22 protein-coding genes are annotated in these 16688 nt (G+C 29.6%); 13 read left to right on the top strand and 9 right to left on the bottom strand.

The annotated features are described in order from the left end of the window. Positions 1–2: 2 nt before the first annotated feature. Entirely contained in the window at positions 3–1451 is a 1449-nt protein-coding gene (locus tag DY123_RS03815) for a sucrose-6-phosphate hydrolase (RefSeq protein ID WP_105964195.1), read from the top strand. A gap of 50 nt (positions 1452–1501) precedes the next feature. Here DY123_RS03815 and DY123_RS03810 read toward each other — a convergent pair whose 3' ends face one another. The 3 genes from DY123_RS03810 to DY123_RS03800 form a co-directional block, all read right to left on the bottom strand. Continuing rightward, complete coding sequence (locus DY123_RS03810; RefSeq protein ID WP_105964194.1) at positions 1502–1927, bottom strand: Rrf2 family transcriptional regulator; 426 nt, start codon at positions 1925–1927, stop codon at positions 1502–1504. A 19-nt stretch (positions 1928–1946) separates the two neighbouring features. Beyond that, a complete protein-coding gene (locus DY123_RS03805) occupies positions 1947–2801 on the bottom strand; it encodes an SDR family oxidoreductase (protein WP_105964193.1) in 855 nt (284 codons plus the stop codon). A gap of 92 nt (positions 2802–2893) precedes the next feature. Next, positions 2894–3295, bottom strand: coding sequence for a TM2 domain-containing protein (locus tag DY123_RS03800; protein WP_105964192.1), 402 nt, complete (start codon positions 3293–3295; stop codon positions 2894–2896). A 120-nt stretch (positions 3296–3415) separates the two neighbouring features. Here DY123_RS03800 and DY123_RS03795 point away from each other — a divergent pair, with 120 nt between their 5' ends. Together DY123_RS03795 and DY123_RS03790 are read left to right on the top strand one after the other, a co-directional pair. Then, positions 3416–3871: a DUF805 domain-containing protein gene (locus tag DY123_RS03795; RefSeq protein WP_105964191.1), complete on the top strand. Its 456-nt coding sequence runs from the start codon at positions 3416–3418 to the stop codon at positions 3869–3871. Between the two features lie 13 nt (positions 3872–3884). Beyond that, the gene (locus DY123_RS03790) at positions 3885–4283 is read left to right on the top strand and encodes a DUF805 domain-containing protein (RefSeq protein ID WP_157944950.1); all 399 of its coding nucleotides are present in this window, start codon (positions 3885–3887) and stop codon (positions 4281–4283) included. Positions 4284–4318: 35 nt separating this feature from the next. On the opposite strand, the gene DY123_RS03785 is transcribed toward DY123_RS03790, so the two are convergent. Together DY123_RS03785 and DY123_RS03780 are read right to left on the bottom strand one after the other, a co-directional pair. After that, complete coding sequence (locus tag DY123_RS03785) at positions 4319–4825, bottom strand: GNAT family N-acetyltransferase (RefSeq protein ID WP_140925705.1); 507 nt, start codon at positions 4823–4825, stop codon at positions 4319–4321. A gap of 22 nt (positions 4826–4847) precedes the next feature. Beyond that, a complete protein-coding gene (locus DY123_RS03780) occupies positions 4848–5576 on the bottom strand; it encodes a CAP domain-containing protein (protein WP_105964188.1) in 729 nt (242 codons plus the stop codon). Between the two features lie 99 nt (positions 5577–5675). Between DY123_RS03780 and DY123_RS03775 the strand changes: the two genes are divergently transcribed. Continuing rightward, the gene (locus tag DY123_RS03775) at positions 5676–6026 is read left to right on the top strand and encodes a hypothetical protein (RefSeq protein WP_105964187.1); all 351 of its coding nucleotides are present in this window, start codon (positions 5676–5678) and stop codon (positions 6024–6026) included. Positions 6027–6489: 463 nt separating this feature from the next. Further along, positions 6490–7155, top strand: coding sequence for a type 1 glutamine amidotransferase (locus DY123_RS03770; protein WP_105964439.1), 666 nt, complete (start codon positions 6490–6492; stop codon positions 7153–7155). A 34-nt stretch (positions 7156–7189) separates the two neighbouring features. Here the strand turns inward: DY123_RS03770 and DY123_RS03765 are convergent, their stop codons facing one another. Continuing rightward, entirely contained in the window at positions 7190–8215 is a 1026-nt protein-coding gene (locus DY123_RS03765; protein WP_105964185.1) for a YdcF family protein, read from the bottom strand. Positions 8216–8326: 111 nt separating this feature from the next. Here DY123_RS03765 and DY123_RS03760 point away from each other — a divergent pair, with 111 nt between their 5' ends. The 4 genes from DY123_RS03760 (at position 8327) to DY123_RS03745 (ending at position 11313) form a co-directional block, all read left to right on the top strand. After that, positions 8327–9547: a multidrug efflux MFS transporter gene (locus DY123_RS03760; RefSeq protein ID WP_140925704.1), complete on the top strand. Its 1221-nt coding sequence runs from the start codon at positions 8327–8329 to the stop codon at positions 9545–9547. A gap of 13 nt (positions 9548–9560) precedes the next feature. Then, positions 9561–9806 (top strand): hypothetical protein, encoded by a 246-nt coding sequence (locus tag DY123_RS03755; RefSeq protein WP_105964184.1) that lies wholly within the window; start codon positions 9561–9563, stop codon positions 9804–9806. Between the two features lie 92 nt (positions 9807–9898). Further along, positions 9899–10933 carry an NADH:flavin oxidoreductase/NADH oxidase gene (locus DY123_RS03750; protein WP_105964183.1) on the top strand — a complete coding sequence of 345 codons (1035 nt, stop codon included), beginning with the start codon at positions 9899–9901 and terminating at the stop codon, positions 10931–10933. 101 nt (positions 10934–11034) lie between these two features. Next, positions 11035–11313: a hypothetical protein gene (locus DY123_RS03745; protein WP_105964182.1), complete on the top strand. Its 279-nt coding sequence runs from the start codon at positions 11035–11037 to the stop codon at positions 11311–11313. 31 nt (positions 11314–11344) lie between these two features. On the opposite strand, the gene DY123_RS03740 is transcribed toward DY123_RS03745, so the two are convergent. Next, positions 11345–11938, bottom strand: coding sequence for a DUF3862 domain-containing protein (locus tag DY123_RS03740; protein WP_105964181.1), 594 nt, complete (start codon positions 11936–11938; stop codon positions 11345–11347). A gap of 153 nt (positions 11939–12091) precedes the next feature. On the opposite strand from DY123_RS03740, the gene DY123_RS03735 reads away from it, so the two are divergent. Continuing rightward, on the top strand, positions 12092–12604 hold the full coding sequence (locus tag DY123_RS03735; RefSeq protein ID WP_105964180.1) for a type 1 glutamine amidotransferase domain-containing protein: 513 nt from the start codon (positions 12092–12094) through the stop codon (positions 12602–12604). 110 nt (positions 12605–12714) lie between these two features. Then, a complete protein-coding gene (gene budA, locus DY123_RS03730) occupies positions 12715–13428 on the top strand; it encodes an acetolactate decarboxylase (protein WP_105964179.1) in 714 nt (237 codons plus the stop codon). A gap of 37 nt (positions 13429–13465) precedes the next feature. On the opposite strand, the gene DY123_RS03725 is transcribed toward budA, so the two are convergent. Beyond that, a complete protein-coding gene (locus DY123_RS03725) occupies positions 13466–14746 on the bottom strand; it encodes a hypothetical protein (RefSeq protein WP_105964178.1) in 1281 nt (426 codons plus the stop codon). Positions 14747–14917: 171 nt separating this feature from the next. Here DY123_RS03725 and DY123_RS03720 point away from each other — a divergent pair, with 171 nt between their 5' ends. Together DY123_RS03720 and DY123_RS03715 are read left to right on the top strand one after the other, a co-directional pair. Next, positions 14918–15526 carry a YdhK family protein gene (locus tag DY123_RS03720; RefSeq protein ID WP_225362846.1) on the top strand — a complete coding sequence of 203 codons (609 nt, stop codon included), beginning with the start codon at positions 14918–14920 and terminating at the stop codon, positions 15524–15526. Between the two features lie 147 nt (positions 15527–15673). Further along, the gene (locus tag DY123_RS03715; RefSeq protein ID WP_140936403.1) at positions 15674–16378 is read left to right on the top strand and encodes a class I SAM-dependent methyltransferase; all 705 of its coding nucleotides are present in this window, start codon (positions 15674–15676) and stop codon (positions 16376–16378) included. Positions 16379–16415: 37 nt separating this feature from the next. Here the strand turns inward: DY123_RS03715 and DY123_RS03710 are convergent. Beyond that, a partial coding sequence (locus tag DY123_RS03710; RefSeq protein WP_140936402.1) for an IS3 family transposase occupies positions 16416–16688 on the bottom strand: 273 nt, incomplete at its 5' end.

Below are 16688 nucleotides of genomic sequence, written 5' to 3'. Positions count from 1 at the left end.
TTATGGACAAAAAATATTGGACAATGGAAAGATTAGATCGATTATACAAAGATTGGGATCCTAAAGTACTAACCGATTTGAAAGCTAAAATTGCAAAATCAAATTGGCGTTTAGGTTACCATATTCAAACCGAAACTGGTTTGTTAAATGATCCTAATGGTTTTTCATATTTTAATAATCAATGGCATTTATTTTTCCAAGCATTTCCATATGGTGGAGTGCATGGATTAAAGAGTTGGACTCATATGGTTTCTGACGATTTAGTTAATTGGGAAAATACTAATAAACCAATGGTTCCAGATCGTTATTATGATCGTCATGGTTGCTATTCCGGTAGTGCAATTAATGTTGATGACAAGTTATTCTTAATGTATACAGGAAACGTCTTTGAAGATGATGATGAATATCGTCGTCATCCATATCAAGATGGTGCCTGGATGGATAAAGATAATAATATTGAAAAATTATCAGAACCATTAATTGATAATGCACCAGCTGCGATTACTGGTCACTTTAGAGACCCACAAATTTTAAAACATGGTGATTATTACTATGCTATTTTGGGTGCACAAAATATTGACAATGAAGGTGAAATCCTAACTTATCGTTCTAAGCATGTTGATAAAGGTTGGGAATTTTATAAAGTGATGGATTTAGGTCATGATAATTTAGGCTATATGGCTGAATGTCCTAATTTAGGTTTTGTTGATGGAAAAGTTGTCTTAATTTTCTGTCCACAAGGTGCTGATGATACTAAATTTAGTTATGATAATGTTCATCCTAATGCTTATATCACTGCTGATGATTTTGATTGGGAAAATATGAAATTAATTAATCCATCAGCAATGCATCAAGTTGATGAAGGCTTTGATTTCTATGCTACTCAATTATTTAATGCACCAGATGGTAGACTACTAGAATCAGCATGGATTGGTTTACCAGATACGAAATACCTTTCAGATAATGAGGGCTGGGAAGGTGCATTAACAATGGTACGTGAACTACACATTAAAGATGGCCGATTAATTCAAACCCCAGTTAAAGAAAATGATTCATTAATTGGTGAAAAAGATAATGTTGAAAATGGTATGCAATTAGATAAACAAAGTCTAATTAAATTTGATGTCGAAGATGGCAAAGATAATGAAATGTTGATTAATTCTGATGACAGTTATCTAAAACTATCTTTTGATAAGGATTCACATAAATTAAACTTAACTCGTAAAAATATCGGTGAAGATGCAGAAAGCCGCAATGTTTTACTTGGCTCATCTAGATTACAAGATTGTGCAATTTATTTTGATAACACAGTCTTTGAAATTTATATTAACGATGGTCAAAGAACAATGACTGGAACATTCTTCCATGATGGTAAACACTTAAATCTTAAATTTAACAATTTAGATAATGTATCTGTAAATAAATTATCTAATATTGGTATCAATGCTTAAATAAAAAAGATTCTTGTACTTTTGAGTACAGGAATCTTTTTTTATACAAACTATTTTTTATTTTCTTCTAAAATACCATCAACAATTTCCTGAATGTTAATATTATTCATTTCTTGTTCAGCTGTTTGTTGTACTTTGTCGTAAGCATGAGTCAACGTTTTTTGAATATTAGCACCTACGATACAATTTAAATTAGTTTTAGGATCTACATGTAATAATTTAGGTTCTTCAATAGCATTATAAACATCTAGTAAACTAATGTCTTTAGCTGGACGACTAAGTTCTAAGCTTATTTTTCCAGGAGTACTATTTATTAAACCAGCATTACTTAAAGTAGCCATTAAACGTCTGACTAAACTGGGATTAGAATCAATACTGCTGGCAATCGCACGACTAGAAAGGTCAGTACTACTATTCGATATTCCAATATAAGTTAGAACATGGATAGCATCGCTCAATTTATGTGAGTATTTCATGCAATATCACCATCCATTTTTATTGCAATGCTTCTCTTAAAGCATCTTCAATTGATGTTAGGGGATGCCCAAGCACATCTGGCAAATCATTAGTATTTTCTTGTAATTCGCCATCTTTAATTAGTGCTTGAATATCAGTAACCACTTTAGCTACTGCTGCAGGTAAATCTGCTTTTTGCATGCCTTCTTCATATTCATCTAGACTTACTTCTTTAACTACAAAATCATTAGCGGCAACTTTCTTTAAAGCATTGGATAATTCAGCGTAACTTCTACTTTGACCAGCAAATTCATATATTTCCTTAGGCTTATCCATAGTTAGTACTTTAACGGCACTTTCAGCATATTCTTTTTCTAATGCCCAACCAACTTTGCCATTACCTGCAGCATATACAAAAGTACCACCATTATTAGCAGCTTTTAAAGTAGCTAATTCGTTTTCTAAGTACCAATTGTTTCTTAAGAATGAACGATCAATGCCCATTTCTTTGATATATAGTTCTGTTGCAGTATGGTCTTTTGATAGGAAGTTATCAGCTTTATCAGCATGAGGAAAACTAGTGTATGCGATATATTTTACATCAGCTTTTTTAGCGGCATTGACAACATTTTTGTGTTGTTGTAAACGAGAAACTTCTCCACCAGGTTGTGATGAAATAAATAATAATTTATCCACATCTTTTAGTGATTCAACTAGTTGATCTTTATTAGTATAATCTCCAGGACGGACTTTAATATCTTCAGGTAGTTCTTTTTTAGCTTTATCTACATTTCTAGCCAAAGCAATAATATCTTTGTGATCTACTAAGTTCATTAAATAATTAATAGCGGCTTTGCCGAATTTTCCAGTAACCATTGTAATTGCGTATTTCATAATTAAAGACTCCTTTTGATATGTTACTTATAAAGTAACAGGTTGCATAAATGATTTCAATAAAAAAGAATGCAACATTAATTGCATTCTAGTTATTTAGCAGTGAACTGTCCGTCAAAAGTGGAATTATCATTACTATTAATCATATCAATAGCTTGTTTCTTTTTTAATAAATAATCTTCGCGTAACCATGCTTGGATAGAAAAGGCATCAATTATCCACCAAATTCTGATGAATAATATAATAGGGAGACCAATTAAGATAATTGATAAAATCCATCCAGTAACATCAATTATCAACATAGCTAATGCGTTATTGCGATGTAAGTAAAATCTGTGAGCACCAAATTCTCCTAAAAACCACCATAGCACCCATGCAATAATTGGATTTGCTTTATTTGCATCAGCACTATTGTCTACCATATTTTGTTGTTCAGGTGAAAGACGTTGTTCTTCTTTTAAAATTTCCGCTTCTAGTTGATCTAAATCGTTCATAATAAACCTCCTAGGTAATATTACAAAAATTATACCACAATTCTTTTATATGTTTGATTTTACTAATTTAATCTATTAATATAAAAAACAATACATACTTATTTTAAAGGAGGACCTTTTATGGTCGGAATGTGGGAAGCTTATAAATTATTTTTTATGAATTATGTTAATTTCAGTGGGAAGAGTTCTCGTGCTGAATATTGGTGGGTAAGATTAATTAATTTTATTATTGAATTTATTTTTGTAATTATTGGAATTGGTCTAATTTTAGGATATGTTGCTAATACTAGTAATTTTGCAATGCTATGGTACGGTATAATTTTATTTATGTTTCCATCCTTTTATGGTTTGGTTATTCTTATTCCTGGTATCAGTTTATTAATAAGACGTTATCGTGATACAGGAATTTCACCATGGTGGTTATTACTTACAGTTGTATTACCATATTTTATGCTTGTACTAATACAATTTAATATTAACAATAATTTATTTGTCGTTATTGCATACATTATTTTTGCCTTATTGACTATTGCTAACTTTGTTATCACAATTTTACCTAGTAAAAAAGAACTATAGGAGATAATAAATATTGAATGCATATTTTAAATTTTGGAAAAATATTTTCAATTATAAGGATAAAACTAATATAAAAGACTTTTTTATTCCACAAATTATCAATATTGGTTTAATTATTTTATTTATGCTTTTAGCTAATATGGTAAATAATATAAATAATATTATAATTTTAACTTTTGTTAAATTAATTATAGGATTTATAATTATTTCTTTAATCCCAGAAATATCATTAATGGTGCGCCGTTATCGTGACAGTGGAACACCAGTTTATTATTTTTTAATAATTCTGGTATTGATGTTAATTGGAAATATATTACTTAAAGATGTAAAAATTATTTCTTATGTTGGTAAAATAGCACATCTATTTAATTTATATTTCTTATTTAAATCAACAAAAAAAGCTGACAATTAAATGTCAGCTAATATGTTTAAGATGAGTTTTTTAACTCATCTTTTTTTGTAATCTTTTTTAAATACCGACATGATGGCACAATCATGATAACTGCCATTAGCAAAATATTGTTCTTTTAGAGTACCTTCAGTTTTAAAGCCCAATTTTTGATAAACTTTTACTGCCGGAGCATTATCTACATCTACATATAAGTAAACTTTGTGTAAGTTAAGAGTTTCAAATGCATATTTAAGGCATTCTGCAAAGGCTTTTTGGGCTAATTTCAAGCCTCTAAATTCACTATCAATAATAATTTGAATTTCAGCATGACGATGTCTTAAATCAATGTCGATTAATTCAACAATTCCCGCAAAATTTTCATTATAACTAACCGCAAAACTACGAATGGAATTATCATTTAGACTATGATTAAAACGGTCTTCTAATTTTTCCATTGGTAAGTATGGTTCTTCAAACCAAAATTGCATGTTAAAAGGATCATTAAACAATTGATGGATGCTTGTTAAATCACTTTTTTCTAAGGCCCGTAGTTTGAATGACATCTCAAATTCCTCCTATTTTTTACTATTGTAATAAAATAACTAAATAATAGTTATTAAGTTGATTATGATTTCCTAAACGTAATGGACTTTTAATTGCTGATACACCAATATGTTCATTATCAATATTTTTTAGAGTATTATAACTTTGATTATTTTCATTCTGATCAAAGTAGACTAATTTTTTAAATGCTAAATAGCTAAATGAAGTTGGCATATATGTTTCTTGGTAATTTGTATAATACACTATTTGATTATTAGTATTCTTGGGTAAAAAATCTTTATCAATGTTTTTGGCAATTATATTGGCCTTATGATTCAATTTATGGCTGACTTTTAATTTGTTAATGCCATTTTCATTACGATAAGTATTAATTAATTTTCTAAAATTTTTAGAAGCTTGATAAGAAAATGTTCGATCAGAATCAATATTTAAAAATCCATGCCAAACATACCCCAATAATTTTCTTCTTCGATAAACCGCTTGATATACTTTGTTAACACCGTTAATTTTTACGTGATATTGTTTACCTGTCATTACTTTTTTTAAGGTGTCAGTTTTATTCTTATTTTTAAAATCTTTAGTATAAATATTAATCTTTTCAGAAGTATTTATATTGGCAATAGAGTTTTTATTAGTATCTGTAATTTTATAAATGTTGGGGTTTGAATCAGCCTTAATTATATTATTATTTTGAAAAAATATTATGAATGCAGGTACTAATATTAAAAATAGTGTTAGTTTTTTCTTCATACATAAACCTTCTTTGAAAAGAGTTTCCTTTATTATATACCATTTTAAAATCGTGCTAAAATAAAAGTATGTTAAATATTTTTGAGGAGGATATTTGCAATGAAAAAGTTATTGTTATCATTTTTATTATCATTATCTTTGTTAATTTTCGTTGGAACGACTACCTCAGCAAAATCTAACCCTAGTCAAATGTCCAAGTATTGGTATCATTTTAGAACGGTTAAAGTTACTAAACCAGTAACAGTTGATCGTGTTAAAATTACCGGAATCCCTGAATGTAATCATATTAAAGTAGACAAAAAGATTACTTTACATAAAGGACAAATTGTTAAATTAACCAGTGCTGGTAGTAATTTTACTTGGGTTTTAAAACTAAATCACAAAACTGCTAAGCAACTATGGGTTATGTTCAAACCAGATAATACCCGTTGGTTGAAGATTATTAAATAATAAATTAATTTTATAAAGGAGATATTTGAATGCTAAATAAATTAAAAAAGTTTGTTTTCAATTATCTTCTTTATTTTTCTGTTCATTTTAATGGAATTCCGACAATCAATTTTGTAATTTAATATAAATGGTCACTCACTGTGACGTTAAACAAAGGAATTCTAAATATGAAACATACAATATTAAAAGTTATTTTAATAAATGCTTTTACACTTTTATTAATCACAATAATGGCCTTACTTCACGATAAAGGTTTATTGCTAAATGCGTTAGTTGCTTTTTTAGTATTTAGATTGTGTTTAATACAGTTAAATTTTCAATCATCAAATTGTTATGTATGCTTATCTCATAATGAGCAGAAAGTCTATGCTATTATTTATGCAATAGCCATAGTTTGTTATTTACTTCTTATAGAATTTTATTAACTAGCTTTATAATATTAAATTTGAAAGACGGTGAAATTATGCGCATTAATGTTTTACAACATGCATCTAATGAAGGACCTGGCACTATTCGTTCATGGGCGGAAGATCATGGACATGATATGTATATTTATCATCCTAATGAATTTTATAAATTACCTAATATCAATGAAACCGACATGTTAGTGATATTAGGTGGTCCAATGAGTGCTAATGATGATGACGACTGGATTAAGGCAGAACGTAAATTAATTCATGAAGCAATTGATAAAGATATCCCAATTTATGGGGCTTGTTTTGGGTCACAACAAATAGCTAAAGCATTAGGTTATCGGATTGCTCCTTCGCCAGTGAAAGAAGTGGGCTGGGCACCTGTATATTTGAAAGCTAACATAATAGATAATTTTCCTAAAAAATTAATGGCGTTACATTGGCATGGTGAAATGTTTGAAGTTCCTAACCAAGCTAAATTATTATTTTCTAGTGATTTATTGAAAAATCAAGGCTTTGTAATTAACCATCATATTATGGGCTTACAATTTCATTTTGAACCTATGCAAACAGATTTAAGAGAAATTGTCGTTAATGATGGCGAGTATGCTTGTGATAATGCTTTAAATCAAAGTGCTGCTGATATTATTAACTATCCAGTGCCTAAAGAAAATAAAAAGATTATGTATCAACTATTAGATTATATAAATCAATAATAAAAAAGGTTCTATCTTGAATGATAGAACCTTTTTACATATATAAAATAATTGTTATTACCACAATTAATAATCCAATTAATAAATTTAAGCGTTTGTGATTCAAGATAATTGCAAAATATTCACGTAAAATACTATGCGATAAGGACGTAATTTTAGTTTTTGATCCGATACCATTAATTGGTAGACCAACTATTTTAGCATATCGATTAGCGCGATAAACATGATAATTACTTGATACAAAAATGCCTCTATCAATTTTTAAATGTTTACGTTCAATTATTTCTTTTGATTTTTTAAAATTGGTCATTGTATTAATTGAATGTTCTTCTGCAGTTACATCAGCTTCATTTATACCGTGTTGATTTGCATATTCACACATTGCAAAACCTTCAGAAACAGTTTCATCATGACCTTGACCACCCGAACAAATTATGAAGGGATGTTTATTGGTTTTTTCGATTTGTTGCCAATAAATATTAATTGCTTTATTAATTCTGGCAGCTAAAATGGGACCAACCTCATCACCATGCACTAAACCAGCACCTAAAATGATTATATAATCTTGATTTAATGTTGGTCGATTTAAATTGCATAGAATGACTGCAATGCAAAAAGCAATAAATGAACTAACAATATAAAATAAACCAAATTCAATGATTCTTTCGATGATTATATCAAAAGGATTAGGAAAAATTTGAATAATAAAGTGATTAACAATTGGGTACACTATCATTATTAATCCCAATATTAAGCTAAAGATATTTGCCAAATGATGAGTTTCATAATACCAAACTACAATTCCATCAAATATTAGTATCATTGTATAAACTAGGTAGACTAATAAAAGTAACGAACTTATGATTGCAAAAACAATCATTGCTGGAATATGGATCAATTGGATATGTATATTAAATGTTAAGTAACCTAAGTTAGCTACAATGGCAAAAATAGATGATAGAATAAACAATCCATTCATGATACTAGTTTTATTTAATTTATATGAAATTATGGATAAAACAATTGATAATAATAAAGTTAACAATAATATATAAATCATATGTATCCTCCTAATATCATTTTAACCTATATTATTTGATACCAATAACTTTTTCATTCAATTTATTGGTGTTATAATTCTTTATTTATAAGTATCATAAAAATAAAGGAGATGAATGTTACATTGGGTTCGAAAACTGTTAATTGGAAACAAAACTTAAACGTTTTATGGTTTGGAACCTTCGTAGCGGGGATTGGCTTTAGCTGTATTAGTCCATTCATTGCATTATTTATCGGACAACTGGGTCATTATAATGCGACTGAAACTTCAATCTATAGTGGATTAGCCTTTGCTGCACCATTTATTGTTAAGATGATTGTATCGCCACTTTGGGGATATTTAGCCGATAAATACGGACGTAAGCCGATGTTACTAAGGGCTTCATTTGGAATGGCAGTTGTGATTGGTTGTATGAGTTTAGTAACAAGTGCTTGGCAACTGATTATTTTGCGTTTACTACAAGGAGTCTTTTCTGGTTTTATTAGTAATGCCAATGCATTAGTAGCTGCCGAAACTCCTAAAAACAAAATTGGGCATGCATCTGGTAAATTATCGACTGGTAATGTATCGGGAACATTGATAGGTCCAATGATTGGTGGTTTAATAGCCGATGTATTTGGATATCGGTATACCTTTTTAATTACTGGAGTTGCGATGTTGATTGCATTCTTCCTTAGTGTCTTTTTTGTTCATGAGAATTTTACGCCAGTTGTTCATGAAAAGGGCGAAAAGCAACCACATTTCTTAAGTGGGATTCCAACGGCACAAATTTTATTTGGAATGTTTTTAACTACATTGTTTATTCAAGCTACCAATAATTCGATTTCACCAATTCTTAGTTTATATGTAAAACAACTGGATCCTAATTCAACGAACATTGCGTTAGTCGCAGGAATTATTCAAGCTTTAAATGGAGTGGCAATGATTTCAATTGCACCATTTTTTGGTAAATTAGGTGATCGAATTGGGTCGCATCAAATTTTAAAATTTGGCATATTATTTTCTATTTTAATTTTCTTTTTAACTAGTTTTGTACAAAATGTTTGGCAACTAGGAGCAACTCGTTTCTTAATTGGTATTTCAGATGCCGCTTTATTGCCAACTGTTCAAGCAATGTTAGCTAAATATAGTCCTAAAAAAAGAATTAGTCAGGTATTTAGTTGGAATCAAAGTTTTCAAGCTGCCGGCAATGTTTCAGGACCAATGATTGGATCAGCAGTTGTATTAATTGGTGGCTATCGTGGTGTATTTATTGCGACAACTATTTTGGCAGCAATTAATTTATTCTTAGTTAGAAAGAATTTGCGATCAATTAAAAATGATGGAGATTAAGAGGGGTGTTTATATGGAAAAGGACAGTATTGATCAAACATTATTAAATTTAAAAAGAACCCGTTCACATTTAATAAATGCTTTTGATAACACTAATGAAAAAAGTAATGTGATTTCAGACATTGATAATTTGGTTAGCTATTTAAAGCAAAGTGATAATATTAATCAAACCCATGTTGATAATAAGATCAAAATTATTAAAGGTGAGATTGATTGCTCAATGCATTGTTTTATGAATGCTATGAAATCACTATCTTAACACTCGTTAATCGAGTGTTTTTATTTTACATTTAAAAATTAGCGTGCTAGTGTTACTAACATTAAGTAAGCTAAACGGAGGGATAAAATAATATGTCTTTATTATTATCTAAAGCTAATGTTGGTGGATTAAATTTAAAAAATCGAGTGGTTATGTCACCAATGTGTATGTACGAAGTGAAGAATGAAGATGGTATCTTAACGCCATTTCATTTTGCACATTATGGAATGCGTGCCATTAGTCAAGTCGGATTGATTATTACTGAATCAACAGCCGTTGAACCGGATGGACGTATTACTAAAAATGATTTGGGATTGTGGAATGATCAACAAGCAGACAAATTGAAATCGTTAGTTAGTTCGATTCACTATTTAGGTAGTAAAATTGGAATTCAATTAAACCATGCTGGACGTAAAGCTAGTGACGCTAATTATCCAGTTGCACCTAGTTCATTTGAATTTAGTAGTCATTATCGTACTCCCAATGAATTAACAATTAGTCAAATTAAACAAATTGTGCAAAATTTTGGTACAGCAGCTAAAAGAGCAGCTAATGCAGGCGTCGATATGGTGGAAATTCATGGAGCACATGGATATTTATTACATCAATTTTTATCAGCAGTTGCAAATAAACGTGATGATGAATATGGTGGTAGTTTAGAAAAACGTTACCGTATTGTTCGTGAAGTTATTGAAGCTGTTAAGGCTAATTATAATGGCCCAATTTGGATTAGATTGTCATTGAGTGATTATGATACAACCGGCACACAAAATACAATGTCTGATTGGCAACAAATTGGTCGCTGGCTAGAAGCATCAGGAATTGATTTAATCGATGCTTCAACTGGTGGCTTAACTGATGCCAGTCCTGATTTTCCAGTACATGATGGTTATCAAACTAAATTCGCAACTGCAATGAAACAGGCGGTTAACATTCCAGTTTCAACGGTTGGGCTTTTAGATAATCCTGGATTATGTGAATATATTTTGCAAAACAACCAAGCTGATTTGATTATGGAAGGACGTGCACTTTTACGTAATACTAATTGGTTATCTGATGCTGCTAAATATTTACATGATAAAAACTTTAAGGAATTTAATGATTCATATAGTCGTGGCCAAGACTAATAAAAGACACCTAAAATTTACTATTTTAGGTGTCTTTTTTGTCTTATCTTTCACTTTATGAAGCTTTTTATATATAATAGATTTAAAGAGGGTGAAAGGACATGTATTGGACAGATGAAAGAATTAAAACATATCAAGCTAAAATCAAAGGTGCATGGTACATAAAGAAGTTTTATGCTAATTATCATTATGATTTAAGAAACCCTAAAGATAAGGTTAGACTTTATCGTAATATGGATCCTAAACAGGTCAAAAAATATTTTGACGATTTAATGGATAATTATGATGATGAATTTATGACTACCTTGAATAAAATGAGTACTGATGAATTATTTGAAGAACTTCAATCATTACAACTTGATAAATATATTGATATTTAAAAAGCCACTTTATGAAAAGTGGCTTTTTTGATTATCCATTTAATGTGGTAAATTTCTTATTATCTAAATTACTATTTTTGAATGTTAAGTTCACAGCATTGCCATTTTTATCATTTTGATAAGTTAAGAACTGTACACCGTCCGATATTTGTTCTGCAAGTGGACTGCCTAACTTATTTATTACTTCATTATAAGAAGTACCATTTTTTAAGTCCTTAATGGTTTCCTTTTTAACTAATTTAGATGATGTATTTTGTTGATATCCTTTACTTAGAATTTTATCTTTATAAACGATTGCAAAAATGTATTTAATTTTGGCATCATTACCTAATTGCCAAGTATATTCTTTAGCATTTTGATTATTAGTTAATTTAGTGTCTGAAGTATGATATGGCTTACCTAAAGTTTTCATAAGACTCTCTTTAGAACTGCCACCTTTTAATTGATTGCTAGAAACCTTAATGTTGTCATATTTTTGGAGTGAAATACCACTTGTATCAAAAGCACTAGATAATGATGGTACTTGAAGTGGCTTCTTATTTTCATTTGATTGTTGTTTACCACATGCACTTAAAATAAATAGACAAGCAAATGTTGCCAATGTAATTTTTAATAATTTTTTCATTATTTTAATTCCTCCGTATATTGTATAACCTTATTATAATAGACTTTCCAAGCCGATATCAATTATTTACTTTGAATAAGTTCTTTTACTTGTATCATGATTAATTCTTATGTAGCATGTAAATGATCACATGAATAGAGGAGGAATTTTAATATGAGTAAGATTGCTGCTGTTGTTACAAGCGGATATGAAGATTCAGAATTAACTTCACCTAAAAAGGCTTTGGAAGATGCTGGTCACAGTGTATACATTATTGAAGCAAAAGCTGGTAATGAAATTCACGGTGAACATGGTGATGTTCAAAAAGTTGATGTTTCAATTGATGATGCTGATTTTGATAGTTATGATGCTCTATTGCTACCAGGTGGTGGCTCTCCTGATGCTTTACGTGTTGATGCTCGTTACGTTAACTTTGTTAAAGAATTCTTAATGGCTAATAAGCCTGTATTTGCTATTTGCCATGGTCCTCAATTCTTTATTCAAACTGGATTAACTAATGAATTGAAATTAACAGCTTACACAACCATCAGATATGACTTGTTCTATGCTGGAGCTGAAGTATTAAATGCACCAGTTGTGGTTGATAGTAAACACAAATTAGTTACAAGTCGTACTCCTGATGATTTGGAAGACTTCAATCGTGAAAGCTTGCAATTACTAAAATAATATTTAGACAAAAGGGTTCTATCCATTATGGGTGGAGCTTTTTTTACTGCCATATGGATTATATGTACTATAATATATTAATAACTTAAGATAGAAAGAAGTTTTCTAAAATGGTTAAAACAAATAATTTGTATCAATATGGGACTTTAGCATTACTAGTTCCAGGATTATTTAAAGGAACCCTAAAATTAAGTGACTTATTAAAACATGGTGATACTGGAATTGGCACTGGTGATGGCCTTGATGGTGAATTAGTCATTAAAGATGGTACTCCATATCAAATTGATGGTCATGGTAGTGTGAATAAATTAGATGGTAATTTTACGGTTCCATTTGCTGACGTTCACTTTGCTGATTATAAAAAATTATTTGATATTGAATCCACAATGACTCCTGATAAGTTAGAAGAAAAAGTTATGGGGATGAAAGATTGGCAAAATACTTTCTTCTCAATTAAACTGCATGGCACTTTTGATAAAATTAAAACTAGATCAGTTTACAAACAAGAAAAACCATATCCAACTTTAGTGGATTGTGCTCATAAGCAACATGAATTTAATGGTGAAAATGTAACTGGAACTGTTATGGGATATTATTCTCCACAATTATTTAATGGTTCGGCGGTAGGTGGCTTTCATCTACATTTTATTGCTGATGATTTATCAATGGGTGGTCATTTGTTAGACTTTTCAACTAATAATGGCGAAGTTTCAGCTCAAGTATTAGATCATTTAGAACAACAATTACCAGTTAACGATGAAGAGTTTATGAAACATGATTTTTCAAAAGATGACATTGCTGGAGCAATTGGTGAAGCTGAATAAAATAAAAAAGCTTAGGTTATTCCTAAGCTTTTTTATTTTATTTATTATTTGTATTAATATCGCCAACATGTAGCCAACCATTATCTTTGGCTAAGTATTCAAATACTTTTAGTTTTCCATCGTTGGACATTTGACGCCATTGATCACCATTTTGTGGTGTGTAACTACTTAATGCTACCGCATTTGAGTCATTTGGTGCATATAATGAAAATACAATATTACTTTTTTGAGAAGCATAAACGTTGTTTCTAGTTGGTAATTGTATATCTTTGCTAATTGGCATTGGATATTCATTACCATCAACTTTAATTAATGCATTATTGTCATCAACTTTTTTGGCTTGTACTTTTTGTCCAGCCGTTGCAATTGTTTTATCTTTGTTTCCAATATTACTTTGGAAATATGCATCAGTATAATCACTACCAATATCACTTGTAGGAGTGGTATTATATTGTGATTTTAGAATTTGTGAATCGCTAAATTTGTTATTTTGTCCTTGAATGATCCAAGCACCATTTTTGCTAGTATTAGGTACATTACTACTTAATATTAAGAATTCATTTTTACTTAATGGTTTTACTAAAATAGTTGTACCACTTTTTAAAGTGTCTTTTTTAATGTTTTTATTTTGAATGACATTATTTTTGACCGCTTTTTCAGTTATTGAAACGTCTTGATTTAAATCAATATACTTATTACTAATTGGTTTTGGAGTGTACTTTTTCATCCAGTTAGTACCTTTGTTATTAGTTACCCAAGCACCATTTTTACTAGTCTTAGGCATATTATTACCGAAAACTAGCCATTCATTACCACCAAAACTTCTTACATAAACAACTGAACCTTTTTTAAGACTAGATTTTTTCAATGTTTTATTTTGAATTTGATGATTCTTAGTAGCCTTTTCAGTAATGTTTATCTTTTTAGTTAAGGTTACTAATTTAGTTGTATTATCAATCTTCTTTGGTGTATATTTACTCATCCAATTAGTATTCTTTTGATTAGTTGACCAAACAGAATTTTTACTGTTTTTTAAACCATCTAATAAAAGCCATTCATTATGACTGCTTTTTAATCTATCGACGACTAAGACAGTACCTTTTTTAACGGTCATTTTTTTATTAATTTTAGGTTGAATAGAATTATTTTTAACTTTTCTTTGAACAGCTGAAATATTTTTATTTACTTTTATGTACCTAACTTTATTCCAATAATTAGAACTATTTTTAGGCATTCCGTTAGCACTAACAGCCATTGCTGGCATTGATGCTAATGTAATTCCAGTTAGAATTGCTGCAACATTTTTCTTAAAATTCATAATAACCCTTCCTTATAAATATTTATCTCCATGATAACTTAATTAAAGTTTGATATCTATTAATTGATATTATTTGAGCAAATGATTAGTGATTTTTATACTCAAGTGCTAGTATATTTAATCAAGTAAGATTATATCTTACCAAATACATTTTTTTGAGGAGTCTTTATAATGAAAGTATCAAAAGTATTGGCTACAACTTCAATGGCAGCATTAGGTTTATCTTTATTTGGTGGAGTGGGTGCAAATGCATCAATGACCAAAGATATGCATCACTCTGATAAATCATCAATGAATATGAGTGCCATGCATAAAAAAGATAAGTCTATGCATATGATGAAAATGGATGGTTTAACCATGAATATGCATTCAGCCATGCCAAAAGGCCTTAAAAAAGATACCCATGCTAAGTTTCATGTTGGTGAAAAGGTCATTCTAAAAGCTGATCATATGAAGGGCATGAAGAATGCCAAAGCCACTGTAGCTGGTGTATATAAGACTAAATTATATAAAATAGACTTTAAACCTACTAATGGCAGTAAAGAAGTAAAAAATCATAAATGGGTAGTAGCTAGTGAATTAAGTGCCAAGGGTGCATTAAAAGCTGGAAAAGCTGTTACTGTAAAAGCTGATCATATGTATGGCATGAAAGGTGCTAAAGGTAAGATTGTTTCAGTTAATAAGGGACCTGCTTATACGGTAAACTTTAAAGATAAAAAAACAGGTATGAATATTAAAAATCACAAGTGGTTAGTTCAATCAGAACTAAAATCTGAATAAATATAATTTTAAAGAAGTTTATCTTATTAGGTAAACTTCTTTTTGTTTTGCAATGAAATTATGCAAATGTATTTAATTTTTTAGCAAAAAGGTCTATATTTGTTATCATTAGGTTATAAATTTGATTCGAAAGGATACATAATTATAATGAATAAAATTATAAATTGGGTAAAACATTGGTATCGTTATAAAACCGATGAACCATATATAATTGCTTTATCTTTTATTGGTGCATTTTGTTTATATGGTTCGATTTATTTTGATCATAAAAATAAATCAATGATATATGTTCTAATATTAATTTTACTAGGGATTTGGACATTACTTAGAACTGTTACTTTCAAAAAGAACTATATTAATCAGTTTGTTGATAATCATGATTTTACCGCTTCAAGCAAGGGACTAGATTTAGGGACTGGGACTGGCTATGCCTTAATTAAAATGGCTAAAGATAATCATTTAGCAGAAGTAGATGGGGTTGAAGATGTTTATCAATACAGCATTCAACGATTAGAAAAAAATTCTACATTAGAAGATGTAAAAGAAAAAGTTCAATTGAAAGCCCATGATATTACTAGTATTCCATATGATGATAATAGTTTTGATGTGGCAACTGCTATTCATGGACGTGATGATCAATTAAGTAATCGTAAAAAATCGGTCTATCAACCAATCTCCAAGGAATTAAATCGAGTGGTTAAACCTGGTGGAGTTATTTTCATGCTAAATACTCCTGGAATGATCAAACGTTTTAAAAAAGACTTTGAAGCAAAAGGTGCATCTGTTAAATATATGCACCGAAGATTTGAATTGTTCTTTAATGTAAGAGCAATTGTTATCACTGTTAAATAAAAAAACTCGAATGATGTGAACCCTTAAAACGAAACAACTATTTATTTTCTAGGAGGTAAAGTTCCCGATATTCTTTCGGAGCTTTACCTCCTAATTTTGTTTTAATTCTATATTTATTATAGTATTTAATCCAATTTTTCATTGTTTTAATTAACGAATCTTTTGTTTCATAATTAACATTCATGACTTCTGTTTTCATAATATGAAAGAAAGATTCCATTTGAGCATTATCTAAGCATGTCCCTTTACGGGACATGGATTGAAATATATGATTATTCTTTAATAGTCTCTGCYATTTATTATTTTGATA

It is taken from the genome of Apilactobacillus micheneri (genome assembly GCF_006493595.1).
GTDB lineage: Bacteria > Bacillota > Bacilli > Lactobacillales > Lactobacillaceae > Apilactobacillus > Apilactobacillus micheneri.
The sequence above is the reverse complement of the archived record's forward strand: the minus strand, read 5'-3'. Positions and strand labels throughout refer to the sequence as shown.

Coding starts and splice junctions, on each gene's coding strand:
- DY123_RS03815 (WP_105964195.1), top strand. CDS start 3: ATGGACAAAAAATATTGGACAATGGAAAGATTAGATCGATTATACAAA.
- DY123_RS03810 (WP_105964194.1), bottom strand. CDS start 1,927: ATGAAATACTCACATAAATTGAGCGATGCTATCCATGTTCTAACTTAT.
- DY123_RS03805 (WP_105964193.1), bottom strand. CDS start 2,801: ATGAAATACGCAATTACAATGGTTACTGGAAAATTCGGCAAAGCCGCT.
- DY123_RS03800 (WP_105964192.1), bottom strand. CDS start 3,295: ATGAACGATTTAGATCAACTAGAAGCGGAAATTTTAAAAGAAGAACAA.
- DY123_RS03795 (WP_105964191.1), top strand. CDS start 3,416: ATGGTCGGAATGTGGGAAGCTTATAAATTATTTTTTATGAATTATGTT.
- DY123_RS03785 (WP_140925705.1), bottom strand. CDS start 4,825: ATGTCATTCAAACTACGGGCCTTAGAAAAAAGTGATTTAACAAGCATC.
- DY123_RS03780 (WP_105964188.1), bottom strand. CDS start 5,576: ATGAAGAAAAAACTAACACTATTTTTAATATTAGTACCTGCATTCATA.
- DY123_RS03775 (WP_105964187.1), top strand. CDS start 5,676: ATGAAAAAGTTATTGTTATCATTTTTATTATCATTATCTTTGTTAATT.
- DY123_RS03770 (WP_105964439.1), top strand. CDS start 6,490: ATGCGCATTAATGTTTTACAACATGCATCTAATGAAGGACCTGGCACT.
- DY123_RS03765 (WP_105964185.1), bottom strand. CDS start 8,215: ATGATTTATATATTATTGTTAACTTTATTATTATCAATTGTTTTATCC.
- DY123_RS03760 (WP_140925704.1), top strand. CDS start 8,327: ATGAATGTTACATTGGGTTCGAAAACTGTTAATTGGAAACAAAACTTA.
- DY123_RS03755 (WP_105964184.1), top strand. CDS start 9,561: ATGGAAAAGGACAGTATTGATCAAACATTATTAAATTTAAAAAGAACC.
- DY123_RS03750 (WP_105964183.1), top strand. CDS start 9,899: ATGTCTTTATTATTATCTAAAGCTAATGTTGGTGGATTAAATTTAAAA.
- DY123_RS03745 (WP_105964182.1), top strand. CDS start 11,035: ATGTATTGGACAGATGAAAGAATTAAAACATATCAAGCTAAAATCAAA.
- DY123_RS03740 (WP_105964181.1), bottom strand. CDS start 11,938: ATGAAAAAATTATTAAAAATTACATTGGCAACATTTGCTTGTCTATTT.
- DY123_RS03735 (WP_105964180.1), top strand. CDS start 12,092: ATGAGTAAGATTGCTGCTGTTGTTACAAGCGGATATGAAGATTCAGAA.
- budA (WP_105964179.1), top strand. CDS start 12,715: ATGGTTAAAACAAATAATTTGTATCAATATGGGACTTTAGCATTACTA.
- DY123_RS03725 (WP_105964178.1), bottom strand. CDS start 14,746: ATGAATTTTAAGAAAAATGTTGCAGCAATTCTAACTGGAATTACATTA.
- DY123_RS03720 (WP_225362846.1), top strand. CDS start 14,918: ATGAAAGTATCAAAAGTATTGGCTACAACTTCAATGGCAGCATTAGGT.
- DY123_RS03715 (WP_140936403.1), top strand. CDS start 15,674: ATGAATAAAATTATAAATTGGGTAAAACATTGGTATCGTTATAAAACC.